Annotated in this window: 26 protein-coding genes; 8 read left to right on the forward strand and 18 right to left on the reverse strand. The window is 66.7% G+C overall.

Annotated elements, in window-relative coordinates; translation table 11 throughout:
- Nucleotides 1-19: 19 nt before the first annotated feature.
- The 3 genes from ARC23_RS12040 to folB form a co-directional block, all read right to left on the reverse strand.
- Nucleotides 20-2,194, reverse strand: coding sequence for a glycoside hydrolase family 3 N-terminal domain-containing protein (locus ARC23_RS12040; protein WP_057497435.1), 2,175 nt, complete (start codon nt 2,192-2,194; stop codon nt 20-22).
- 128 nt (nt 2,195-2,322) lie between these two features.
- Nucleotides 2,323-3,594, reverse strand: a complete 1,272-nt coding sequence (locus ARC23_RS12045; protein ID WP_057497436.1) for a mechanosensitive ion channel family protein — start codon at nt 3,592-3,594, stop codon at nt 2,323-2,325.
- Between the two features lie 63 nt (nt 3,595-3,657).
- Nucleotides 3,658-4,011, reverse strand: coding sequence for a dihydroneopterin aldolase (gene folB / locus ARC23_RS12050; RefSeq protein ID WP_005415016.1), 354 nt, complete (start codon nt 4,009-4,011; stop codon nt 3,658-3,660).
- Nucleotides 4,012-4,367: 356 nt separating this feature from the next.
- Between folB and ARC23_RS12055 the strand changes: the two genes are divergently transcribed.
- Nucleotides 4,368-5,021, forward strand: coding sequence for a hypothetical protein (locus tag ARC23_RS12055; RefSeq protein WP_057497437.1), 654 nt, complete (start codon nt 4,368-4,370; stop codon nt 5,019-5,021).
- Nucleotides 5,022-5,054: 33 nt separating this feature from the next.
- Here the strand turns inward: ARC23_RS12055 and tsaD are convergent, their stop codons facing one another.
- Nucleotides 5,055-6,080 carry a tRNA (adenosine(37)-N6)-threonylcarbamoyltransferase complex transferase subunit TsaD gene (tsaD, locus tag ARC23_RS12060; RefSeq protein ID WP_057497438.1) on the reverse strand — a complete coding sequence of 342 codons (1,026 nt, stop codon included), beginning with the start codon at nt 6,078-6,080 and terminating at the stop codon, nt 5,055-5,057.
- A 166-nt stretch (nt 6,081-6,246) separates the two neighbouring features.
- On the opposite strand from tsaD, the gene rpsU reads away from it, so the two are divergent.
- Both rpsU and ARC23_RS12070 read left to right on the forward strand, forming a co-directional pair.
- Nucleotides 6,247-6,462: a 30S ribosomal protein S21 gene (rpsU, locus tag ARC23_RS12065; protein WP_002808376.1), complete on the forward strand. Its 216-nt coding sequence runs from the start codon at nt 6,247-6,249 to the stop codon at nt 6,460-6,462.
- Between the two features lie 133 nt (nt 6,463-6,595).
- Nucleotides 6,596-7,042, forward strand: coding sequence for a GatB/YqeY domain-containing protein (locus ARC23_RS12070; RefSeq protein WP_057497439.1), 447 nt, complete (start codon nt 6,596-6,598; stop codon nt 7,040-7,042).
- Between the two features lie 78 nt (nt 7,043-7,120).
- Here the strand turns inward: ARC23_RS12070 and ARC23_RS12075 are convergent, their stop codons facing one another.
- Nucleotides 7,121-8,059: a hypothetical protein gene (locus tag ARC23_RS12075; protein WP_238985241.1), complete on the reverse strand. Its 939-nt coding sequence runs from the start codon at nt 8,057-8,059 to the stop codon at nt 7,121-7,123.
- Nucleotides 8,060-8,272: 213 nt separating this feature from the next.
- Between ARC23_RS12075 and ARC23_RS12080 the strand changes: the two genes are divergently transcribed.
- Genes ARC23_RS12080 through ARC23_RS12095 form a run of 4 tightly spaced genes read left to right on the forward strand, consistent with a single transcriptional unit; the run spans nt 8,273 to nt 12,511 of the window.
- Nucleotides 8,273-9,184 (forward strand): YihY/virulence factor BrkB family protein, encoded by a 912-nt coding sequence (locus ARC23_RS12080; RefSeq protein ID WP_057497441.1) that lies wholly within the window; start codon nt 8,273-8,275, stop codon nt 9,182-9,184.
- 59 nt (nt 9,185-9,243) lie between these two features.
- The gene (gene dnaG / locus ARC23_RS12085; RefSeq protein ID WP_057497442.1) at nt 9,244-10,983 is read left to right on the forward strand and encodes a DNA primase; all 1,740 of its coding nucleotides are present in this window, start codon (nt 9,244-9,246) and stop codon (nt 10,981-10,983) included.
- A 27-nt stretch (nt 10,984-11,010) separates the two neighbouring features.
- Nucleotides 11,011-11,511 (forward strand): protein tyrosine phosphatase family protein, encoded by a 501-nt coding sequence (locus tag ARC23_RS12090; RefSeq protein WP_057497443.1) that lies wholly within the window; start codon nt 11,011-11,013, stop codon nt 11,509-11,511.
- Between the two features lie 28 nt (nt 11,512-11,539).
- A complete protein-coding gene (locus ARC23_RS12095; protein WP_057497444.1) occupies nt 11,540-12,511 on the forward strand; it encodes a bile acid:sodium symporter family protein in 972 nt (323 codons plus the stop codon).
- Nucleotides 12,512-12,625: 114 nt separating this feature from the next.
- Here the strand turns inward: ARC23_RS12095 and ARC23_RS12100 are convergent, their stop codons facing one another.
- The 7 genes from ARC23_RS12100 to ARC23_RS12130 form a co-directional block, all read right to left on the reverse strand.
- The gene (locus tag ARC23_RS12100) at nt 12,626-13,372 is read right to left on the reverse strand and encodes a hypothetical protein (protein ID WP_152985263.1); all 747 of its coding nucleotides are present in this window, start codon (nt 13,370-13,372) and stop codon (nt 12,626-12,628) included.
- Nucleotides 13,373-13,377: 5 nt separating this feature from the next.
- On the reverse strand, nt 13,378-13,779 hold the full coding sequence (locus tag ARC23_RS12105) for a hypothetical protein (RefSeq protein ID WP_152985264.1): 402 nt from the start codon (nt 13,777-13,779) through the stop codon (nt 13,378-13,380).
- Nucleotides 13,780-14,050: 271 nt separating this feature from the next.
- The gene (locus ARC23_RS12110) at nt 14,051-14,857 is read right to left on the reverse strand and encodes a hypothetical protein (protein ID WP_057497447.1); all 807 of its coding nucleotides are present in this window, start codon (nt 14,855-14,857) and stop codon (nt 14,051-14,053) included.
- A gap of 191 nt (nt 14,858-15,048) precedes the next feature.
- Nucleotides 15,049-15,942 (reverse strand): heme o synthase, encoded by an 894-nt coding sequence (cyoE, locus tag ARC23_RS12115; RefSeq protein WP_057497448.1) that lies wholly within the window; start codon nt 15,940-15,942, stop codon nt 15,049-15,051.
- 4 nt (nt 15,943-15,946) lie between these two features.
- Nucleotides 15,947-17,110, reverse strand: coding sequence for a COX15/CtaA family protein (locus tag ARC23_RS12120; protein WP_057497449.1), 1,164 nt, complete (start codon nt 17,108-17,110; stop codon nt 15,947-15,949).
- A gap of 10 nt (nt 17,111-17,120) precedes the next feature.
- Nucleotides 17,121-17,690, reverse strand: coding sequence for a hypothetical protein (locus tag ARC23_RS12125; RefSeq protein ID WP_057497450.1), 570 nt, complete (start codon nt 17,688-17,690; stop codon nt 17,121-17,123).
- Nucleotides 17,691-17,786: 96 nt separating this feature from the next.
- Entirely contained in the window at nt 17,787-18,503 is a 717-nt protein-coding gene (locus ARC23_RS12130; RefSeq protein WP_057497451.1) for an SURF1 family protein, read from the reverse strand.
- Between the two features lie 57 nt (nt 18,504-18,560).
- Between ARC23_RS12130 and ARC23_RS12135 the strand changes: the two genes are divergently transcribed.
- On the forward strand, nt 18,561-18,779 hold the full coding sequence (locus ARC23_RS12135) for a twin transmembrane helix small protein (RefSeq protein WP_005412025.1): 219 nt from the start codon (nt 18,561-18,563) through the stop codon (nt 18,777-18,779).
- 20 nt (nt 18,780-18,799) lie between these two features.
- On the opposite strand, the gene ARC23_RS12140 is transcribed toward ARC23_RS12135, so the two are convergent.
- Genes ARC23_RS12140 through ARC23_RS12165 form a run of 6 tightly spaced genes read right to left on the reverse strand, consistent with a single transcriptional unit; the run spans nt 18,800 to nt 23,656 of the window.
- Nucleotides 18,800-19,675: a cytochrome c oxidase subunit 3 gene (locus ARC23_RS12140; protein ID WP_057497452.1), complete on the reverse strand. Its 876-nt coding sequence runs from the start codon at nt 19,673-19,675 to the stop codon at nt 18,800-18,802.
- Between the two features lie 13 nt (nt 19,676-19,688).
- Nucleotides 19,689-20,279, reverse strand: coding sequence for a cytochrome c oxidase assembly protein (locus ARC23_RS12145; protein WP_057497453.1), 591 nt, complete (start codon nt 20,277-20,279; stop codon nt 19,689-19,691).
- On the reverse strand, nt 20,276-20,536 hold the full coding sequence (locus ARC23_RS21350; RefSeq protein WP_057497454.1) for a hypothetical protein: 261 nt from the start codon (nt 20,534-20,536) through the stop codon (nt 20,276-20,278). The genes ARC23_RS12145 and ARC23_RS21350 overlap by 4 nt, the downstream gene beginning before the upstream one ends.
- An 8-nt stretch (nt 20,537-20,544) precedes the next feature.
- Nucleotides 20,545-22,152: a cytochrome c oxidase subunit I gene (ctaD, locus tag ARC23_RS12155; protein ID WP_057497455.1), complete on the reverse strand. Its 1,608-nt coding sequence runs from the start codon at nt 22,150-22,152 to the stop codon at nt 20,545-20,547.
- A 59-nt stretch (nt 22,153-22,211) separates the two neighbouring features.
- Nucleotides 22,212-23,168 carry a cytochrome c oxidase subunit II gene (gene coxB / locus ARC23_RS12160; protein WP_057497456.1) on the reverse strand — a complete coding sequence of 319 codons (957 nt, stop codon included), beginning with the start codon at nt 23,166-23,168 and terminating at the stop codon, nt 22,212-22,214.
- Nucleotides 23,169-23,179: 11 nt separating this feature from the next.
- Nucleotides 23,180-23,656: a DUF2244 domain-containing protein gene (locus ARC23_RS12165; protein ID WP_057497457.1), complete on the reverse strand. Its 477-nt coding sequence runs from the start codon at nt 23,654-23,656 to the stop codon at nt 23,180-23,182.
- Nucleotides 23,657-23,737 lie beyond the last annotated feature (81 nt).

A 23,737-nucleotide genomic window follows, 5' to 3' on the forward strand; every position in this document is an offset into this window, starting at 1 on the left:
CTCCGTCCCCTTTTTTCGATCAGGCCTTCAGCAGTTCGAACTGCACCGCTTCACCGGCGGCCGACGAGGCGCACACCCATACGTCGAACACGCCCGGCTCGGCGCGCAGCACGCCGTCACGGCCGGTGAAGGCCAACTGCTCGCGGGTGAGGGTGAACACCACCTCGGTGGACTCGCCCGGCTGCAGCGCCACCTTGCGGAAGTCCTTCAGCTCGCGCACCGGACGCACGCGGCTGGCCACACGGTCGTGGATGTACAGCTGTACGACTTCCTCGCCAGCGACGCTGCCGGTGTTGGTCAGCGTGGTGGTGAGGGTCAGGGTGTCGTCCCAGCCGAGCTGGGCCGCGCTCAGCTGCGGCACGCCATAGGCAAAGGTGGTGTAGCCGATGCCGTGGCCGAACGGGTACAGCGGCTCGTTCGGAATCTCGCGCCAACGGGCCTTGAACTCCGACATGGTCGGCAGTTCCGGGCGGCCGGTGCGCGGGTGGTTGTAGAAATACGGCTGCTGGCCGGACACCTGCGGGAAGCTGACCGGCAGGCGCCCAGACGGGCTGTAGTCGCCGAACAGCACGTCGGCCACGGCATGGCCGGTCTGCGTGCCCAGGTACCAGGTGACCGCCACGGCGTGCGCATTGCGCACCGCGCCCTGCAGCGCCAGCGCGCGGCCATTGCGCAGCAGTACCACCAGCGGCTTGCCGGTCATCGCCACTGCCTCGGCCAGCGCCTGTTGGGCCGGGGGCAGGGTGATCTCCACGCGAGACTGCGCTTCACCGCTGTAGCGCTGCGGTTCGCCCAGCGCCAGCACCACCACGTCGGCACGCAGCGCAGCAGCCACCGCAGCTTCGGTGCCGCCCGGAATCGCGGTTTCCAGCTCGCAGCCCGGCACGATCTCCAGCAGCGCTTCGTCGCCGATGGCGGCGCGCACGCCGGTCTCCAGGTCCACGTAACGCTGCTTGTCGCCGAACAGCGTCCAGCAGCCTTCGATGTTGTCGCGGTCCTGCACGAACGGACCGATCAGGGCGATCTTCTGCCCCGTCTTCCGCAGCGGCAGCACGTTGTCGCGGTTGTTCAGCAGCACGATCGAACGACGCGCGGCATCGCGCGACAGCTCGTCATGCGCGGCAATGTGCGAGGTATCCGCTTCACGCACCGGGTCCAGCGAACGGTACGGGTCGTCGAACAGGCCGATGGTTTCCTTCAGCCACAGGATGCGGCGCACGCCTTCGTCCAGCACCGCCATCGGCACGTCGCCGCTCTCGACCAGGCCCGGCAGGTGCTCGGCATAGAAGCCGCTCTGCATGCTCAGGTCCAGGCCGGCGGTGAACGCCTTGGCGGTGGCATCGCGGTCGTCGGCGGCATAGCCGTGCGCGACCAGCTCCATGTCGGCGGTGTAGTCGGAGATGACTACGCCCGGGAACTTCCACTCACCGCGCAGGATGTCGGTCAGCAGCTCGGCGTTGGCGCTGGCCGGCACGCCGTTGATGTCGTTGAACGAGGACATCACGGTGATCGCGCCGGCGTCGAAGGCGGCCTTGAACGGCGGCAGGTGCACGTCGCGCAGGGTCTGCGGCGAGATGTCCACCATGTTGTATTCCATGCCAGCCATCACCGCACCGTAGGCGGCGAAGTGCTTCGGCGTGGCCAGCAGCGAATCGGCGGCGCGCAGGTCGCTGCCCTGGAAGCCGCGCACGCGGGCGGCGGCGAACGCACAGCCCAGCACCACGTCCTCACCGGCACCTTCGGCGCCACGGCCCCAGCGCTGGTCGCGGGCGATGTCCACGGCCGGGGCATAGGTCCAGTGCAGGCCAGCGGCGGTGGCTTCGATGGCGGTGGCACGGGCGGTGCGCTCGGCCAGGTCCGGCTCGAAGCTGGCCGCTTCGCCCAGCGGAATCGGGAACACCGTGCGCATGCCGTGGATGACGTCGGCGGCCAGGATCACCGGGATGCCCAGCCGGCTCTCCTCGGTGGCGACCTGCTGGATGCGGCGGCCCAGCTCGGCGCCCACACCATTGAAGAGCGAGCCGACCTTGCCCTCGCGCACCTGCTGCAGCACCTGGTCGGCATTGCGCACGTTGGCTTCCGGGTTCACGTCCGGGGCGAACGGGCGGACCATGTCCGCGAAGACACCCAGCTGGCCGACCTTTTCCTCGACGGTCATCTGGGCAATGAGGGATTCGATGCGATCGGAGGCCACCGGCAGTCCTTGATGAAAACGTTTACAAGCCCGGCATTCTAGCGATCCCGAGCCGTTTGGCGAGAGGTTTCTTCATTCAGTTTCAGCCACCAGCGGGGACCGTATGGCCCCGCCGGGGGCACCGCAGCTTACTCCGAGCCGGCCAACTGGCGCTGCCCGGCCATCAACATGGCGTCACTGGAGGCCTGGAACACGCGCAGGCCAAAGGCCGGCAGGATCGCCAGCAGGTGGTCGAAGATGTCCGATTGCACCGCCTCGTACTCGCCCCAGGCGGTGCTGCGGGTGAAGCAGTACAGCTCCAGCGGCAGGCCCTCGGTGGTCGGCTGCAGCTGCCGTACCAGCAGGGTCATGTCGGTATGGATGCCCGGATGGCTGCGCAGGTAGCGCTCCACGTAGGCACGGAAGGTGCCCAGGTTGGTCACCCGGCGGCTGTTGACCTCGGCCACGCCCTGTTCGCGCAGGCGCCCGTTCCACTGCCCCAGCTCCTGCTCCTTCTCACGCAGGTAGTCGCGCAGCAGCGCGAACTGGCCGAGAAAGGCCAGGTCACCCTCGTCCAGGAAGCCGACGCTGTGCTGGTCCAGGTACAGCGCGCGCTTGATGCGGCGGCCACCGGCCTCCTGCATGCCGCGCCAGTTCTTGAACGACTCGGTCACCAGCTTCTTGGTCGGGATGGTGGTGATGGTCTTGTCGAAGTTCTGCACGGTGACGGTGTGCAGCGCGATGTCGATGACATCGCCGTCGGCGTTCTGGCTGGGCATCTCGATCCAGTCGCCGATGCGCACGCGGCCATCGCCGCTGATCTGCACGCTGGCCACCAGCGACAGGATGGTGTCCTGGAAGATCAGCATCAGCACCGCAGTGGCTGCGCCCAGGCCGGTGACCAGATAGCGCAGGTCGACGCCGGCCAGGGTGGCGACGATCGACAGACCGGCGATGACGAAGATGACGATCTTGGCGACCTGCAGGTAACCCTTGATCGGCTTGTTGCGTGCCTCGGGGCGACGCTCGTAGAGATCATTGGCCGCATCCAGCGCATGCGAGAGGGCCAGCACCACGGTCAGGATCGCCCAGGCCTGGCAGGCGCCGATGATGAAGCCGACCAGCCCCGGCGGCAGGTCCGGCACGATGCGGATACCCGAAGCGATCACCTGGCTGGGCACCACGTTGGACAGGCGCGAGATCACCCGCATCAGATGGCTGCCACGGCCGGTGTCGGCGCCCGGCAGGCGGCTGAGCAGGCGCCGAAGGCCGCGCAGCAGGATGCGCTTGGTGACCCAGTTGGCCAGGCCGGCGGCAATCACCAGCGCCGAGATCATCAACGCCAGGTAGGCGCCAGGATAGGGTTCCAGTGTGTTGCGCAGCTTTTCCAGCCACTGTACCGCCACCACCGCGTCCACCATCAGTTGTCTCCGTTCATTGTTCGTTGTTGCCGAGGCCGCCGGCCGGCGGCCGACACGACCGGGTCAGTCCCGCGAGCGTTCGATGATCACGCCCACCGCGCGCGCGCCACGCACCGCACCCGGCTTGCTCAGCTTCAGGCGCAGCCATTTCACGTCGAATTCGTCCAGCACGATCTGCGCGCAGCGCTCGGCCAGGGTCTCGACCAGGCCGAACTCCGATTCACGCACGAACTGTTCCAGGCGCTTGCTCACCGCCTTGTAGTTCAGGGTGTGGGCGATGTCGTCGGTGGCCGCTGGGCGGCGGTTGTCGAAGCCCATTTCCAGGTCGAACACCAGGTCCTGGCGGATCCGTCGCTCCCAATCGTAGATCCCGATCAGGGCGTCGATCGTCAGCCCCTCGATGAAAACCTTGTCCATTGCGCTTACCGGCACGAATACAGGCGGCCATGGTAACGGCACGGCGGTGAGCCTGCCCGGAACGCGCGGTGGGTGGCCGGCAGGGACACGGCTTCATAAAAGACAAAGGGCCCTGCTAGCGGGGCCCTTTGGTACCTCTCAACGTCCCCGGGGGGAGCTGGAATCCAGCCGCGAGTCCCGGAGCACACGATGCCGATCATGACGTTCATTCCCTCTACGGTCCAGAGTCAATCGCGACATACTGGAGGAACCCCAAGGCGATACAGGGATTCTGCTGCCTGACGCAGCGGCATTGCCCGATATCACGCCTGCGGCAACCAGCGCAGGCTAATGATCCGCCATGTGGTCCGTATTTGATGAGAGAGCAACGAATCCTGCAGGCAGCGCTGTCACGCCCACGGTGGGCGACGTACAAACGTATTGCATACCGGCACGCTTTGGACGCCGCCTCACTTTACGTATGGAACATGCAGATGTGCGGCGCGCTGCTATCCCCCCTGCACGTCTGCGAAATCGTAATCCGCAACGCGGTGGCCGCGGCGCTGGCGCATGCCTTCGGGCCGCGCTGGCCCTGGCATCCTGCACTGCTGCAGCGGATGCCAGCAGATGGCGCGTTGTCGGCCTTGCAGGATATCCATAGGCAGGCAGATCGTTGGATGGACACTCCGGAGATCATCGCCAGCCTTCGTTTCGCATTCTGGCAGCAGCTTTTCACGCGGCGCTTCGAGGGAGCCATCTGGGCGCGGGGCTTGAAGATTGCGTTGCCGAACGCGCCACAGGATGCTCTCAGCGTAGTCCGCACGAACATCCATGCTGACCTCGACCGCATCCGCCACCTGCGCAACCGCATCGCCCACCACGAGCCCATCCTGGAACGTGACATCGGCGCCGACCTGGCCGCGATCGGGCGGCTGATCCACGCCCGCTGCCCGCATACGCTGGGCTGGCTGCAACGCCATGAGCGAGCGACGACGGTGTTGGCGGCGTCGCCCTTGGCAGGGCGTCGGTAATACGTCCGCCGGGCGTGGCGCGGCGCTGCCGGATCAGACCGCCGGCAGGGTCGCCATGTCCCAGCGCGGGGTCACATCCACCTTCGGCGGGCTGTGCTGGCCGGCCTGCAGGCGCAGCGCGCCGGCGAAGGCGATCATCGCGCCGTTGTCGGTGCACAGTGCCGGCCGCGGGAAGCAGGCGCGGCCACCGAGGCGCTCGGCCATCTGCTGCAGGCGCGCACGCAGGCGCTTGTTGGCGCCGACACCGCCGGCCACCACGATCACATTGGTTCCGGCCGCTTCCAGCGCGCGTTCGCATTTGATCGACAGGGTCTCGACCACCGCATCTTCAAAGCCACGGGCGATGTCGGCGCGGGTCTGTTCGCTCTGATCGCTGTCGCGCCAGGCCATCAGAACCTGGGTCTTCAGGCCGGAAAAGCTGAAATCCAGCCCCGGGCGGTCGGTCATCGGCCGCGCGAAGCGGTACGCGCCCGGCGTGCCCTGCTCGGCCAGTCGGGCCAGCTGCGGGCCCCCCGGGTACGGCAGGCCCATCAGCTTGGCGGTCTTGTCGAAGGCCTCGCCGGCCGCGTCGTCCAGGGTTTCGCCCAGCAGGCGGTACTGGCCGATGGCATCGACCGCCACCAGCTGGGTGTGGCCGCCGGAGACCAGCAGCGCCACGAACGGCGCCTGCGGCGGGTCATCTTCCATCAGCGGGGCCAGCAGATGGCCTTCCATATGGTGGACGCCCACCGCCGGCACCTCCAGCGCCCAGGCCAGCGAGCGGGCCACGCCTGCGCCCACCAGCAGGGCGCCGACCAGGCCGGGGCCCGCCGTATAGGCCACGCCGTCGATGTCGCCCACGCCCAGCCCGGCCTCGGCCAGGGTCTGGCGCACCAGCGGCAGCAGCTTGCGGACGTGGTCGCGGCTGGCCAGCTCGGGCACCACACCGCCGTACTCGGCGTGCAGCGCGATCTGGCTGTAGACCGCATGGGCGCGCAGGGCCGCGCTGCCGGACAGGTCGGTGTCATACACCGCCACGCCGGTCTCATCACAGGAAGATTCGATGCCAAGGACTCGCATGCCTGCTATTATGACGCCCCTGCCGCCCCCTCGGGGGATGTGCAGACCTCACTGCTTTCGAACTTCCGGCCCGTATTCAGGGTTGGCCGCTTGCAGTTTGTCTATTCGCCGCTATAATGTGCGGCTCGCCGGGCGTGACCCGGTTCTACTGTGTCCCGGAGATTCCATGCCCAGCGTCAAAGTCCGCGAGAACGAGCCCTTCGAGTTTGCTCTTCGCCGCTTCAAGCGCACTTGCGAAAAGGCCGGTGTGCTGGCCGAAACCCGCAAGCGCGAGTTCTACGAAAAGCCGACCCAGGAGCGCAAGCGCAAGGCCGCCGCTGCTGTGAAGCGTCAGCTGCGCCGCTCGTCGCGCGACGTCACCAAGCGTCAGCGCCTGTACTGATCGGACGCATCTTCATTGCGGCAGGCTTGTCCTTCCGCGGTGAAGCCGAAGCCGGCACGCGCGAGCGTTGCCGGCTTTTTGCGTTTCCGGGCCCGGGCATCCGCCCCGCCCCACCACCACCACGAGGTTCCTCATGAGCATGAAGCAGCAGCTCACCGAAGACATGAAGGCCGCCATGAAGGCGGGCGAGAAGCACAAGCTGGGCGTGATCCGCCTGATCAACGCCGCCATCAAGCAGCGCGAAGTGGATGAGCGCATCGAGCTGGATGACACCGCGGTGATCGCCGTGCTCGACAAGATGGTCAAGCAGCGCAAGGACTCGGTCAGCCAGTACGAAGCAGCCCAGCGCGAAGACCTGGCCGAGATCGAGCGCGCCGAGATCGTGGTCATCGAAGCCTACCTGCCGGCCAAGATGGGTGAAGCCGAGATCATGGCCGCCATCCAGGCTGCCATCGCCGAGACCGGCGCCACCGGGGCCGCCGACATGGGCAAGCTGATGGGCGCACTGAAGCCCAGGCTGGCCGGCCAGGCCGACATGGGCCTGGTGTCCAAGCTGGTCAAGCAGGCCCTGGCCGGCTGATCCGCGCGCCGACCGCTGCACACGACAAGGCCCGCGACATGCGGGCCTTGTCATGACGACGTGCCGGGGCGTCGCCGCTTACACCTGGCGGCAGTTGCGCAGGGTCATCGAACTGCCTTCCACCGAGCTGACCTCGCCTTCCAGCTTGGCCCAGTCGCGCTCGCGCAGCATGCTGAAATTGGCCGCCTGGTCCGGGGCGAACTCGCAGCGGATGGTGTAGTTGTTGTTGTTGAAGGTGTCGTTCTGGCGGATCCGCAGCAGGCCACGTTCCGGCGTCACCAGGTAATTGATCGAGCCCACTTCACCGGGGCGGGTGGCGTAGCTGCTCCGGTTGACCGTGTATACCTGGCCGTCGATGCGATACCGGCGTCCGATATACTTGGCGTACAGCGGCAGGAAGGTGGCCGAGCGATCGCCCAGGTCTTCCTTGTTGGTGGTGGTGCCCAGCATCAGGTCCTTGAAGCTGCCGGCGGCGTTGTAGGCGGCCATCGTGCTGCGCACTTCCTTGCCCATCTTCTTGGACAGGTCCGGTGCGGCCACGTCTTCCGGCGCCGGCATCGGTTGCTTCGCGCGCGCTGCGGCGGCAAGCGCCTCGCCCTGGCTGCCGCCCTTCAGCTTGTCCAGCATCGCGCACATCGACTGCCGCGCCTCGTCCTGGCCGATCGTCTGGCCACGCGCCAGCTTGGTCGCCAGGGTCACCCGGCCGGTGTGGTCGGCCGTGCCGATCAGCACCAGCGGCGTGCGCAGTCCCTTGGTCTGGATCAGGTACTGGTTGCCGGTGTTGCCTTCCACCAGCTGGCCGCCGATCTCGAACTGGTCCTCCGCGCCGATCTGCCGCAGCTGGTCCAGCGCGCTCTGCACCTTCAGCCCCGGTACGGTCACATCGGCCATGTACATCGCGCCGTTGCGCGGATCCCCTACCGTCTTGAATGCCTTCTCGCAGGCGGCCGATGCCGCGGCCGCAGAGCCGCTCACCGTCGCCAGCAGCACCATCGTGGTGTAGACCATCCCTTTCATAACGCGTCCTTTTGCAGAGAAATTGGAATGTCGCGGCCCTGCGCAGCGGCAGCCGGCCGCGGAAACCGCGGCGGCAGCTCCCCTGCACAGCCGCGGTCGGGCAGAAGGATAGCGCGGGCGATGTGCCGCACGGCGTACTGAATAGGCACTTCACCCAACCCAACGCCCTGATTTGCTAGAAAAAGCACCATCCACCTGCCCTCTCCTGCTTCGATGCCGCATCCCCGCGCCTTTCTACCTGCCGTCCGGTCACGCCTGGGAAAGCTGCAGGACAGCTTCCCGATGGCCGTGGCCAAGCGCTTCGTCGAGATCGACGTGCTGACCCAGGCCGCCTCGGTCTCCTTCTACGCCCTGCTGTCGATGGCCCCGCTGCTGGTGCTGCTGCTGTGGCTGACCGCCTCGCTGTACCCGCCCGCGCAGCAGGCGCTGATCGGCCAGATCGGCTCGGTGGCCGGCAGCAGCGTGGCCAGCGTCGCCGACACCGTGCTGCACAACGCCAACAGCCAGCCCAGCGTCGGTTCGCTGGCCGGGCTGTGGAGCACGCTGCTGCTGTTCGTCGGCGCCACCGCCGTGTTCGCCCAGCTGCAGAACGCGCTGAACCGCATCTTCCACACCAGCGGCCAGCGCCTGGAGGGCATCCAGGCGTGGCTGCGCAAGCGCGTGTTCTCCTTCGGCGTGGTGCTGGCGCTGGGCTTCCTGCTGATCCTGTCGATGACCGCCACCACCGCACTGCAGGTGGTGTTTGCACAGCTGCCCTCGGTGCTGCCGGCCATCGGCTACCTCACCTCGCTGCTGCTGTACACGCTGGCCTTCGCCTTCCTCTACCACTACCTGCCCGATCGCCGCGTGGCCTGGCGCCAGGCCTTCATCGGCGGTGCCATCACCTCGGCCCTGTTCGCGCTGGGCCGCTACGGCATCGGCGTCTACATCGCCACCGTGGCCCCCGGCAGTGCCTACGGCTCGATGGGCGCGCTGGTGATCTCGCTGGTCTGGATCTACTACGCCACGGCGGTGTTCTTCGTCGGCGCGCTGATGACCGCGGTGATCGACGAACGCCTGTATGCCCGGGCGCAACGGGCCCGGGCCCGCGCCGAAGATCCCGGCCCGGCCGCCGGCAGCGAGTAGACTAGGGAACCTGCCTTCCCTTCCGCGCGGCCCGATGGTCGCGCCCTGTCCTGTTGCCCATGGCCCGTATTCCCGACGCTTTCATCGACGACCTGCTGGCCCGCACCGACATCGTCGAGGTGGTGGGCAGCCGCGTGCCGTTGAAGCGGCAGGGCAAGGAGTATGCGGCGCGCTGCCCGTTCCACGACGAGCGTTCGGCCTCGTTCACGGTCTCGCCCACCAAGCAGTTCTATCACTGCTTCGGTTGCGGCGCGCACGGCACCGCGATCAGCTTCCTGATGAATTACGACCGCCTCGAGTTCCTCGACGCGGTGGATGAACTGGCCAAGCGCGCCGGCATGGACGTGCCGCGCAACGAGAACCCGCGCAGCCCGCAGCAGCAGGACGACAGCCGCGAGCTGTACTCGGCGCTGGATGCGGCCACCAAGTTCTTCCAGAAGAACCTGGAAGGCAGCGAAAAAGCCCGCAGCTATCTGGACGGCCGTGGCGTGGACGCGGAAAACCGCGCGCGCTTCCAGATCGGCTACGCACCCGACGGCTACAGCGGCCTGCGCGATGCGCTGGGCAAGGACGAACGGCGCATGAAGCTGCTCGACCGCGCCGGCCTGTTCTCCAAGAACGATCGCGGCCACGTCTACGACAAGTTCCGCGACCGGGTGATGTTCCCGATCTTCGACCGCCGTGGCCGGGTGATCGCCTTTGGCGGCCGCGTGTTCGAGAAGGACGACGGCCCCAAGTACCTGAACTCGCCCGAGACCGCGCTGTTCCACAAGGGCCGCGAACTGTATGGCCTGTGGCAGGTGCGCCAGGCCAACCAGAAGATCGAGCGGCTGATCGTGGTCGAAGGCTACATGGACGTGGTCTCGCTGTTCCAGTTCGGGGTGACCCAGGCGGTGGCCACGCTGGGCACCGCGACCACGCCGGACCACGCCGAGCTGCTGTTCCGCAACGCGCCGGATGTGTTCTTCTGCTTCGACGGCGACGCCGCCGGCCGCCGCGCCGGCTGGAAGGCGCTGGAATCGGTGCTGCCGCGCATGAAGGATGGCCGCCAGGCGTTCTTCCTGTTCCTGCCCGATGGCGAGGATCCAGACACCATCGTGCGCAAGGAAGGCGCCGAGGCGTTCAACGAGCGCCTGAAGCAGGCTACGCCGCTGTCGCAGTTCTTCTTCGATGAACTGACCCGCGAGATCAACCTGGGCACGCTGGACGGCAAGGCCCGCCTGGCCGAGCGCGCCAAGCCGATGCTGGCGCAGATTCCCGATGGCGCCTTCGGCGACCTGATGAAGCAGCAGCTGGCGCAGCTGACCGGGCTCGGCGGCAACGCGCAGGCTGCGCGCGCGCCGATGCCGCAGCGGTCGCCGACGCGTGCGATCCAGCCGGTGGCCAAGCGCAGCCTGGTGCGCGGTGCGATTGCCGTACTGCTGCAGCAGCCCTCGCTGGCGCTGACACTGGGCGGAAAGCACCACTTCCAGGGCCTGCGCCTGCCCGGCGTGGAGCTGCTGCTGGAGCTGCTGGGGCTGGTCGAACAGCGCCCGGACATCAGCACCGGCGCCCTGCTGGAGCATTTCGACGGCCGCGAGGAACAGGCCTCGCTGCATACATTGGCCGCACAGACGCTGCCCGGCACCGAAGCCAGCTGGACCCAGGAACTGCACGATGCCGTGGCGCAGCTGGAGAAAAAGCTGCTGGTGCAACGTCTGGAGGAATTGTTGGCAAAGCAGCGCCAGCAGGGCCTGGACGATACTGACAAGTACGAACTGCGCGAGCTGCTGAAGGCGCGCGCAGGACTGCGCCTGTAGCGGCAGAACGTTTTCACGGAGAAGACCATGCTGCTGCGCCAGACCTGCCTGCTGTTGTTGTCGCTCTGCCTGCCGCTGGCCGCGCTGGCCGGAGATGCGGCGCTCAACGAAGTCCGCCCCGGCCTGTATGCCGGTGGCCAACCCAGCGCCGCACAGCTGCAGGCCTTGGCCGCACAGGGCGTACGCACGGTGATCGACCTGCGCCAGCCCGGCGAGGACCGGGGCTTCGATGAAACCCGTGCCGCCGAATCACTCGGCCTGCGTTATGTGCGCATCCCGGTGGCCGGCGCCGACGGGCTCGATGCCGCCAACGTGCGCGCCGTGCACCAGGCCCTGCAGCAGAGCCAGGGGCCGGTGCTGCTGCACTGCGCGTCCGGCAACCGCGCCGGTGCCGTGCTCGGCCTGGTCAATGCACGCTACGAACACGCCAGCACGGAGCAGGCCCTGCAGCTCGGCCAGCGCGCCGGCCTGACGTCGCTGGAAACCGCCACCCGCCAGCGCCTGGCCACGCCGGTCACTTCGCCCTGAACCCTCCGCACCAAGGACACTGCCCACCATGACCCGCTGGTGGTCGCGCCTGCGACCGGACAATTTCACCCTGGCCCTGCTGTGCACGGTCGGCCTGGCCTCGCTGCTGCCGATGAAGGGCGCCGCCGCCATCGTCCTCGACGATGTCACCACCGTCGCCATCGCTGCGCTGTTCTTCCTGCATGGCGCGCGCCTGCCGCGCGAATCGATCATCGGCGGCATGCTGCACTGGCGGCTGCACCTGACCATCCTGGCCTGCACCTTCCTCCTGTTCCCGCTGCTGGGCCTGCTGTTCAAGCCGCTGTCGGGCTGGCTGCTGACGCCTGAGCTGTATCTGGGCGTGCTGTTCCTGTGCACGCTGCCCTCCACCGTGCAGTCGTCCATCGCCTTCACCTCGATGGCGCGTGGCAACGTACCGGCAGCGGTGTGCAGCGCTTCGCTGTCGAGCATCCTCGGTGTGTTCCTCACGCCCCTGCTGCTGACCGCGCTGGCCGGTACCTCCGGCGGCGTGCACGACCCGCTGCATGCCATCGGCGGCATCATGCTGCAGCTGCTGGTGCCGTTCGTGGCCGGCCATCTGCTGCGGCCGTGGATCGCCGGCTGGGTGGAGAAGCAGCGTGCGCTGCTGCGCTACACCGACCAGGGCACGATCCTGCTGGTGGTGTATTCGGCCTTCGGCGAGGCGGTCACCGAGGGCCTGTGGAGCAAGACACCGCTGCTGTCGCTGCTGGCCGTGGCGGTGGTCGCCGCCGTGCTGCTCGGCATCGCCATGCCGCTGATCACGTTCATCGCCCGCCGCCTGCGCTTCAACCGCGAAGATGAAATCGCCATCGTGTTCTGCGGCTCGAAGAAGAGCCTGGCCACCGGCGTGCCGATTGCCAAGGTCTTGTTCGCCGGTGGCAGCCTGGGCGCCATCGTGCTGCCGGTGATGATCTACCACCAGATCCAGCTGATCGTCTGCGGCGTGATCGCGCAGCGGTATGCCAGGCGCGCGCCCTGACCGGGCGCGCGGGTTGTTGCGGGCAAACCATCCACGCCTGACGTGGATCTACTGTAGAGCCGAGCCCATGCTCGGCTGATGTACCGCCATGCGTGGATGCTCCCCGTTCCGCCACTAATCCACGATGGCCGCTGCGATGTCGTGCAGCAACCGCGCGTTACGCTCCACGTCGCTACCCTTTTCACCCGTGGCCACCAGACTGTAGGTCTTGCTGCGGCCCGTCCAGGCAAGCTCCACCCGGGTGTGGCCAACGCCATCAGCACGCTTCCTCAGCTGCGCAAGTACGCCGTTGACCGTGGTGTTCTGCGCCTCGGCGATGGCTTCAATGTGCGTGCCCGCAGCGAGGAAGTTGTTCTCGCTGAACTCCACGATGCCGACACCCCCCAGCCGGTAGAAGCGACTGAGGCCCGAGGACGTCCCTCCCTCCAGCACGCCACTGGGCTCCATGCCAATCAATTCTGCCGGCCCCAAGGGGCTGGCCAGCAGCGCGCTGGGAGGCTGCGGCAGGCGCTGGCGCAGTTCCGATGCCGAGCGGTGACGTCGAGGCAGGGCCGCAAGCATCTGGGCCTGCGTCGGGATACTGCCCTCCGCAACCCGCACCACCCCTTCGGATCGCGCGATGTCAGCACGAAGCTGACGCTTCACCTCTTCAGGTGCGTCCAGGTCCGCCAATCGCACGATGCGGTAGCTGCCCACGCCGGCGGACAACCTTCCCATAGTCGAATCCTTATCCTGCATTGCCATCTGCAGGGCACGCTGGTGCAGCCAACGTCCCACCGGATCGGGATCTGTACCCGACTGGGACGCGTGGGCGGACATCGATATCGCCAATGAGATTGCGATGCAAACGAGCTTTTTCATGATGCTCACCACTCCGAAAGTTGGCAGTCGACCGCGCTCGTGGACTGAGTGAATACACGCCCGTCCAGCACCCATGTGTGATAGCCGTGGACGACCATCCGCTCCGGATCGGAGCCATCCCCCGCGTAGAAGCGCCAGGAGAAGTGTCCGTTGTTGGGTGCACCGAAGACGTGCTTTGGTTCGATGTTCCCCAGCGGGATGTGTCTGGTGACGGCCGACCCCTGGAAGTTACGAAACTGAGGCCGTTCGTAGGTAACGGATTCATTGATGAATCCGATACAGTTCGCCCGGCTCAATGCTTTCACTTCCGCTGAAGCATTGCCGGCAAGGCAGGCAACCGCGGCACCTAGAACGATGGGCAGAGAAAAGTGGCTTCTCATTGATTGCTCCACAGAATTGCGAGTCATCTCGCACGTCCTGTGTATCCACTCCGGATCGTCCCGCCTGGCAGATCCATCCGCATCTGTGATCCATGGCTCGCGGGGAGTCAGCGACGCGGCAAATCCCTACACCTTGCCCGGTAGATTATTTGGCGCGGCGCAATCCTGGGGGAGGGGAAGCCGACACCGGATGCACGGGATCGGGAGACCCATCCACGCATGGCGTGGATCTACTGCTGGTCGACGTCACCCATGGTTTGGGGTAGATCCACGCCATGCGTGGATGGATTGCCTGACACTACGGGTCAATCAACGCGCCGACGCTCAGCTGCGGCATCCACACCCACAGGTCGTATTGCCGGCCCGCATGAGTATCCACCCGCGGCCCTCGCGCCGCCTGTTCCGGCAATGGCCTGGCCGAGCATCGGTCAAGGCACGCCCAAGTCTCACCTCGCTGTGCTCCCAGCCGCACACTGTAGATGTCCAGATCACGCAGCGCCGAGGCCATCGGCCGGGTCTGCATTTCCGGCGGCGCACCGCCCGGCCGCTGCAGCATGGCGTGGACATTGCCGGTCAGCACGACCATGCGTGCGCCATCGGGCAGGCGCCGGTACAGGCGCCGTAGTTCGGCGGCCATGCGGTCATCGCGGGCCTGGCTGCCGCCGTCACTGTGGTTGACGTCGTAGCCGGCCACCTCGATCGCGCGGCCCTGCGCCTTCAGCACACGCAGGCCTTCGATCATCGCCAGCATGTCGCGGCTGCGGCGACCATCATGCTGGTCGTCGCGCACAGTCCAGAACGCGCGGCCGTGCAGGTGCTGGCGCGCCGTGGCCCCGCCATCGGATTCCAGATAGGCGCGCAGCACAGGGTTCTCGGCACGTGGCAGTTCCAGCGCCAGCAGGACCGGGCCGTTGCGGCTGTAGTCGTCCACCAGCTGGCGTACCAGCAACGGCGTCTCGCGGGTACCGTGGAACTCACCCAGCACCAGCATGCGGTGGTCACCGGCATGCTGGCGGATCTGCGCAGCGGTGTCGTCGGCATGCGCATTGAGGATCACGCCCAGCGCCAGCAGCAGCGCGGCGGTCCAGCGGAAGATCGAATGCATCCCTGCTCCTTCCTTTCCTTGGGGTCAGGAACAGCAATGGCGACGCCGCCGGAAGAGATCAAGTGTAGAGCCGAGCCCCCCCTCGGCTGCTTCTCCGATCAACCCTCAGCCGAGCATGGGCTCGGCTCTACATTGGAGTGGCGCCGTGGATCAGGCGGGGGCAGAGCCCCTTCGGGGATCCGACCCCGGGATCACAACCAGGGCAGGATCCAATGGTCCACCAGCAGGAAGGCGAACAGCGCCATCAGGTACACGATGGAGTAGTGGAACATCTTCATCGAGAACAGTTCGTCCGGCGGGTCCAGCATGCGCCAGGCGTACCAGAGGAACACGGCATTGAGCACGATCGCGCCGCCCAGGTAGAACGCGCCGCTCATGCCCACCAGGTACGGCAGCAGGCAGACCAGCGCCAGCACCACCGAATACACCATGATCTGCTTGCGGGTATGCACTACGCCATGGGTTACCGGCAGCATCGGGATCTTCGCCTTGGCATAGTCCTCGCGGCGGAAGATCGCCAGCGCCCAGAAATGCGGCGGCGTCCAGATGAAGATGATCAATACCAGCAGTGACGAGTACGCCCAGTCCGACGAGCCCTGCATGCCGGTCACCGCGGCCCAGCCCAGCATCGGCGGCATCGCCCCGGCCAGGCCACCGATGACGATGTTCTGCGAGGTCGCGCGCTTCAGGTACACGGTGTAGATCACCGCGTAGCCGATCAGCGAGGCGAAGGTCAGCACCGCGGTGATCAGGTTCACCCACAGCACCAGGATGGCCATCGACAGCACGATCAGCACGCCGGCGAACACCAGCACCTGCCACGGCTTGACCTTGCCCACCACCAGCGGACGCCACGAGGTGCGCGCCATCTGCGCATCGATGTGCGCATCCAGCAACTGGTTGATGGCGGCGGCGGCCGAAGCGGCCAGCCAGATACCGAGGAAGCCGAGCAGGCCGGCACGCACCTGTTCCCAGCTGGGTACCCCCGGAATGGCCAGGACCATGCCGACCAGGGCGGTGAATACAATGAGAGCGACGACCTTGGGCTTGGTCAGGTCCCAGTACTGGCGGTAGTTGGAAAACATGGAATCAGTCCGGGGCACGCAGGCGGGCCAGCAGGCTGACCAGCACGAACAACAGGGCAACGGCGACGCCGTTGTGGGCAACGGCCACTTCCAGCGGCAGCGCCAACTTCACATTGAGGATGCCGAGGGTGACCTGCAGCACCAGCAGCGCGATCAGCGCGCTGGCCCAGCCACGCATGCTCGGCAGGCGGAACAGGCGCACGCCCAGCCACAGCAGATAGACCGCCACCACCACCGCGAACAGGCGGTGCGCCATCTGGATCGCGATGCGGGAAGCGCCATCCAGCACGCCGCCTTCGTAATCCACGCCGATGCCACGCCACAGCGTGAAGCCTTCCACGAAATTGTGTTGCGGCCACCACTGGTTGGCGCAGCGCGGGAAGTTGTCCATCGACAGGCTGCCACCACCACAGGCCAGTGCGGCGTAGTTGGCACTGACCCAGCCGCCCAGCGCGATCTGGGTGACCAGCACCGCCACGCCGATGCGCAGCAGCCACTTCAGCGTCGGGGCTTCGGCCAGGGTGATCGGCCTGTGCGTGGCACGCCAGGCCATCCACACCAGCAGGCCGAACATCAGCATACCGCCCAGCAGGTGGCCCATCACCACGATGGGTTTGAGCAACAACGTCACCGTCCACATGCCCAGCAGGGCCTGGAAGATCACCACCGCCAGGGTCAGCAGGGCAGCGCGCGCCAGGTCGATGTTGCTCCAGCGCAGCGCGGCGATCAGCAGGATCGCCTCGCCGATCAATGCCAGCGCGCTGGCGGTGCCATGCCAGCCCATCATGTACAGCGGTATGCCGGCGGCCACCAGTACGCAGGCGGTCACTACCGCCGTGCTTCCGAATCGCCGCTTGCGCGTGGCCAGCAGGGCCAGGGTCAGGATCTCGATGCCCAGCGCACCGGCCAGGAAGCGGTGCACCTGCTCACGCCACGCCTTGTGGGTCTCCAGCGGGCGGATCTCCGCGGCCGGGTGGCCAACGGTTTCCTCGATGTGCTGCGGCCAGGTGGCGCGGCCATAGCAGGTCGGCCAGTCCGGGCAGCTCAGGCCGGCATCGGACAGGCGCACGAAGGCGCCGAACATGATCGTGCTCGCGGTCATGATCATGGCGAACCACGCCAGGCGGTGGAAATTGCGGTGCAGCGCCGGACGCGCGGAAAGGCTCATCAAACGGGACTCACTTCAGTTTCAGCAACGTGGCCATGTCCTTGCGCAGGCCACCCAGGTCGGTGCCCGGGGCATGACGCATGATCACGAAGCCGTTCGGATCGATCACGTAGACCGGCAATCCCGCCGGATCATCGACGCCAGGCAGGGCCGCGCGCAGGGCTGGCGACGGAGCCAGCGGCCGCAACGCGGGCAGCGAGGCGATCGACGCCGGTGGCGTTCCCAGCCACAGAATCTCGACATTATCGGCGTTATGGCCGAACAGCTGCCACACCTTGCCCAGTCCCTGCGACAAAGTGACGCACTGCGCGTCGCAGGCACCGGCCGGCGCCACCAGCAGGCGCCAGGTACGGGCCTCGGGGTTCCACGGATAGGCCTGGCCATTGGCCAGGGTCGGTGCCTGCTGGCGCAGGTCCACCGGCGGCTTGAGCAGCTGGCCGGCATTACGGTGCCCGGTCGGCTGCCAACCGGAGAAGCGCAGCACGGCAGCCAGCGCCATCGCGCCGAAGAACACGGCAAACAGCAGCACCAGGGTCCGGCGACCGGAGCCGCGCGCCTGCGGGGACGTAGCAGTGTTCATGCGGGGCATTTTCTCATGGTTGGGTAAGGGATGCCGGTAGTGCCGGCCGCTGGCCGGCATCCAGGAAACCGAGGGATTGCCGGCCAGCGGCCGGCACTACCGGGCGATGGGGCGCCTCCGGCGCCGTTCCAGCACCAGCGCGACCACCAGCACGGTCAAGGCCAGCCCGAACCACTGCACGGCATAGCCCAGGTGGCGCTGCGGCGGCAGCGTGTTCGGCAGCAGGTCCAGGTCGCGTTCGTCGCCGAAGGGCAGCGCCGGGTCCAGTCGCAGCACCCGTTCAGGCAGTGCTGGCAGGCCAAGCGCTGCCGCCAGCCCTTCGGCCGGCAACCGGCTGGCCAGCCAGCGCCCCGCCTCACCGGTGGCGGAGAACGGCGGCCCCAGTACCAGCCCCGCCGACGGCGGCGGCGCCAGCAGCCCGCGCACCGCCACCGGCGAAGGCGGCGCCGCTATGTCCGGCAGCGTGCGATCCGGCGGCAGCGCGCGCCAGCCCAGGTCGACCAGCAGCACGCTGCCTGCGTCACTGCGGAACGGGCGGTAGATCTTTACGCCGGCACGGCCATGCCGGGTCTGGTTGTCCAGCAGCACCACGCCGGGCAGGAAGCGACCATGATCGGCCACACCGTGCAACGCGCCAGGCGCTGCCAGGGCCTGCGCCACCGGCAATGCCTGTGCCACCGCTGGGCCTTGTGCATCCAACGTTGCCTGTTTGGCATGCATGCGTTGCAGCTGCCACAGCCCCAATGCGGTGAAAACGGCCATCGCCAGCACGGCCAGCAGCCATCCGAGCACGCGCGTGTGCTGGCGCATCATGACAAGTCCGCGCAAACGCGGTCAGATAGGCACATCCACCCTGCCCTCGAGCCGCGCATGAGTGATTCGCTGAAGACCCTGCTGGTAATCGCGTTTCTGATCGTCATCGTCTGGAATCTGGGCGCCGGCCTGTACTACCTGCTGGTCGACCGCGGCCAGACCAAGCGCACGGTCAACGCACTGACACGTCGCATCGCGGTGTCGGTGGCGTTGATCCTGCTGGTGATCGTGAGCATCTACATGGGCTGGATCAAGCCGCACGGCATCGGCGGCTGAGGCCACCGATGCGCGCCTGATCAAAGCACGTAGACGAACAGGAACAGCATCAGCCACACCACGTCGACGAAGTGCCAGTACCACGCGGCGGCTTCAAAACCGAAATGGTTGTCGCGGGTGAAGTGTCCCTTGGCCGAACGCAGCCACATCACGATCAGCATGATCGTGCCCAGCAGCACGTGCGCGCCGTGGAAGCCGGTCAGCATGAAGAACGTCGAGCCGTAGATGCCCGAGCCCAAGGTCAGGTTCAGTTCCTTGTAGGCGTGGATGTACTCCTCCGCCTGCAGGGTCAGGAAGCCCAGGCCCAGCACCACGGTCAGGCCCAGCCAGATCAGCAGCTGCCGGCGGTTGCCGGCCTTCAGCGCGTGATGGGCGATGGTCAGGGTCACGCCGGAGGTCAGCAGGATCAGCGTGTTGATCAGCGGCAGGCCCCAGGCCGGAATGGTCTGGAACGCACCGCCGATCGCCGCCGGGCCGTTGGTTGGCCAGCCGGCCGAATAGCCCTGCCAGAGCAGCTCGTTGGTCATCACCCCGCGGCCTTCGCCGCTGAGCCAGGACAGGCCCAGGTTGCGGGTGTAGAACAACGCGCCGAAGAAGGCACCGAAGAACATCACTTCGGAGAAGATGAACCAGACCATGCCCATCCGGAACGAGCCATCCACCTGGCGGTTGTAATGGCCCGCCTGTGATTCGCGCACCACGTCGCTGAACCACCAGAACAGGGTCAGCACCAGCATTGCGATGCCGATATAGAAGGTCCAGCGTCCCCAGCTGGCATCGTTGAGCCAGCTGGCCACGCCCACCATGGTCACCATCATCGCGATGGAACCCACGAACGGCCATTTGCTCTGGGCCGGAACGAAGTACACGTTGGCGTCGGTCGGTGTCTGGGACATGTCGGTATCCGGGTCAGGGTGCGGCGTGCGCGCCTTCCGAGGTGGCGGCCGGGGCCAGCCGATCGGACAACGCGTCGTTGCGGTAGAAGGTGTAGGACAAGGTGATCGTCTTGATCTCCGGCGGCAGGTCCGGATCGACGATGAAGCGCACCGGCATGTCGCGCTTCTCGCCGGCCTGCAGCGTCTGCGCGGTGAAACAGAAACACTCGGTCTTGCTGAAGAAGCCCGACGCACGCGCCGGCGCCACCGATGGCACGGCACTGCCGACCACCGCAGCCGCGCTGTCGTTGCGGGCGAAGTACAGCGCCTCGTTGAGTTCGCCGGGCACCACGTCCATCGTCAACTGCTCCGGATGGAACGACCACGGCAGGCGCGAATTGACGCCACCATCGAACTCCACGCGCACGGTGCGCTTGCCGGCCGCGGCACCTGCACTGGCCTCGCCACCCGGGCCACGCTCCAGGCGCACGCCGAACACCTTCTCGCAGGCGATGCGGTACAGCGGCACCAGCGAAAACGTCAGCAGGAACACCGCCACCGCCACGCCGATCAGGCGCGGCAGCCCGGCGCTGGGTGACGGCGGGCGGGCCGGTGCCTCGCTCATCGCCCGATCACCCCGCTGAGGATGAAGCCGACGTAGACCAGCACCGCGATCGCGCCGACCCAGGCAGCAGTGCGCCGGGCACGTTGGCGTTGCTGCCCGATGCCGTTTTCCGGGGCGTCGCCCGGGCTGTTGTAGAGCCGAGCCATGCTCGGCTGCTTTTCGTCAGTCGAGCATGGCTCGACTCGACCGGGGGCGAAGGCGTTGTCAGCCGGGCATGGCTCGGCTCTACAGGCCTGCAGTGGGCTCTCGTTATGCATGCCCCACCTCAATGCGTGATGTCGTCGTGGGCCAGATCACCCGGGCGGATGGTCGGCGGCGTGGTGAAGGTGTGTGCCGGTGCCGGCGACGGCAGCGTCCATTCCAGGCCGCGCGCGCCTTCCCAGCTGCGCGCTTCGGCCTTTTCACCATTGCGCAGCGACGACAGCAGGATCGCCGCCATCATGAACGGGGTGGCGAACATGCCGAACGCACCGATCGAGCTGATCAGGTTCCAGTCGGCGAAGGCCACGCTGTAGTCGGGAATACGGCGCGGCATGCCGGCCAGGCCAAGGAAGTGCTGCGGGAAGAACAGCAGGTTGACGAACACGATCGACCACCAGAAGTGCACCTTGGCCCACTTCTCGCTGTACATGCGCCCGGTCCACTTCGGCCACCAGTAGTACACCGCCGCGATCAGCGCGAACACCGCGCCGGTCACCAGCACGTAGTGGAAGTGGGCGACCACGAAGTAGGTGTCGTGGTACTGGAAGTCGGCGGCCACGATGGCCAGCATCAGCCCGGAGAAGCCGCCGATGGTGAACAGGATGACGAAGGCCACCGACCACAGCATCGGCGCTTCGAAGGTGAGCGAGCCGCGCCACATCGTGCTGACCCAGTTGAACACCTTCACCCCGGTCGGGATCGAGATCAGCATGGTGGCGAACATGAAGTAGATCTCGCCGCCCAGTGGCATGCCCACGGTGAACATGTGGTGGGCCCAGACGATGAACGACAGGAACGCGATCGCGGCGGTGGCGTACACCATCGCCTGGTAGCCGAACAGCGGCTTGCGGCTGAAGGTCGGGATGATCTCGCTGACCACGCCGAACGCGGGCAGGATCATGATGTAGACCTCGGGGTGCCCGAAGAACCAGAAGATGTGCTGGTACATCACCGGGTCACCGCCACCGGCGGCGTTGAAGAAACTGGTGCCGAAGAACTTGTCGGTCAGCAGCATGGTCACCGCACCGGCCAGCACCGGCATCACCGCAATCAGCAGGAAGGCGGTGATCAACCAGGCCCAGCAGAAGATCGGCATCTTCAGCAGGTCGATGCCCGGCGCGCGCATGTTGAGCACGGTGGCGATGATGTTGATCGCACCCATGATCGAACTGATGCCGGCCACGTGGATGGCGAACACGCTGAAGGCGACGTTGTAGCCACCCTGCAGCGACAGCGGCGGATACAGCGTCCAGCCACCGGCCGGTGCACCACCGGGCAGGAACAGGGTCAGCAGCAGCAAGCTGAAGGCCACCGGCAGCAGCCAGAACGACCAGTTGTTCATGCGCGGCAGGGCCATGTCCGGCGCGCCGATCTGCAGCGGGATCATCCAGTTGGCCAGGCCCACGAAGGCCGGCATCACCCCGCCGAAGATCATCACCAGTGCATGCACGGTGGTCATCTGGTTGAAGAACTCGGGCTTGACGAACTGCAGGCCCGGCTGTGCCAGCTCGGCGCGGATCACCACGCTCATCGCCGCGCCGATGATGAACATGATGAAGCTGAAACCCAGGTACAGCGTGCCGATGTCCTTGTGGTTGGTCGAGAAGAACCAACGTTCGAAGAAGCTCTGGTGGTGATGGTGATCGTCGTGCCCAACTGCCGAGTGCGCCATTGCAAAACACCTCTCAGAATCGGTTGTCACCGCGGCCGCAGGCGGCCACGGGCTTTACATCACGCGCCGCTGGCCGCGCTGGCAGGTGCGTTGCCGGCTTCAGCCGCAGCCGGGGCAGCGGGCGCATCGGCCGCAGGTGCCGCAGGTTCGGCCGGTGCCGCAGGCGCGGCCGGTGCGGCCGGCGGCGCCGGCTTGCGCTGCGCCAGCCACTGCTTGAACTCTTCCTTGGACACCGCCTCGACCACGATCGGCATGAAACCGTGGTCCTTGCCGCACAGCTCGGCGCACTGCCCGCGGTACACGCCGGGCTGCTCGATGCTGGTCCAGGCTTCATTGATGAAACCGGGGATGGCGTCCTGTTTCCAGCCCAGCGCCGGTACCCACCAGGCGTGGATCACATCGTCGGAGGTGATGACGAAGCGCACCTTGGTATCGACCGGCAGCACCAGCCGGTTGTCCACGTCCAGCAGATAGTGCGGGTGGCTCTCGCGGGTGGGCACCACGCCACTCTGGCGCACGCGGTCGGACTCGCGGTCCAGGCGGCTGGTGAAGGTGACGTTCTCGCCGAGGTACTCGTACTTCCACATCCACTGGTAGCCCGTGACCTTCACCGTCATCTCGGCGTCGCGGGTGTCGTACATCTTGATCAGGTTGGCCGTGGCCGGCCACGCCATCACGATCAGGATGATCACCGGGATCACCGTCCAGATCACCTCGGCCTTGGTGTTGTGACTGAAGGTGGCGGCCACCGCGCCCTTGGATTTGCGGAACTTGAACATCGCATAGGCCATCGCGCCGAACACGATGACGCCGATGACCGTACAGACGATCAGCGAGAGATTGTTCGATTCCCAGGCCAGGCGCGAGGTCTGGGTCACCCCCTTGCCCATGTTCAGCTGCCACGGCTTGGGATCGGCCGCCTGGGCCCAGGCCAACGCCGGCATCAGTCCCCCGGTTGCCAGCGCTGCGGCGACCGCATTCACGCACTTCGTGCCCCACCTGCTGCTTTGCTTCATTGCCTAGACCCTTAGCGTCGTCGGTTGCCGCCATCGCTGGCGGCGAGCAAGCTTTCAAGTGTCTCTGCGAGCGTCTGACGTTCGGCCGGCGCGAGGAAACTCCCCACCTCCACCTGCCGGCCGCTGGATGCCAGCCGGACCCTCTCATCGTCGGTGAGCAGGCGCACCCAATGGGGGTGGGCCCGGAACACCGGCAATCCACCGGGTACGGGGATGACCTCCACGCACGCCGGCACTACCCGGATCTCCTCCTGCCGTTCACCACTGCGCCACAAGGCACGCAGTGCCGCCGCCAGCACCAGGCTGTACAGCAACGCGAACAGGGGGGCGAATGCATTGCCGGCCAACCACCCGAGGGCGGACACCAGCCACATCGCACCGGCCAACACGGTGAACAACAGGACGAACTGCCGGGCATCGAGCGCCCGTGGGGGACGCAGCCGCAGCTGCGTACCTGACCCATCCGGAGCTGGAAGCACCTCGATCATGTCGCAACCGCGTTCCTGCCGCGGGAAACGTCTCGATGGTAGCCCTGCCCTCTCGCCGGTAGCAAGGGTGCATTCACACTT

Source organism: Stenotrophomonas beteli, assembly GCF_001431665.1.
In the GTDB taxonomy this organism is placed as follows: domain Bacteria; phylum Pseudomonadota; class Gammaproteobacteria; order Xanthomonadales; family Xanthomonadaceae; genus Stenotrophomonas; species Stenotrophomonas beteli.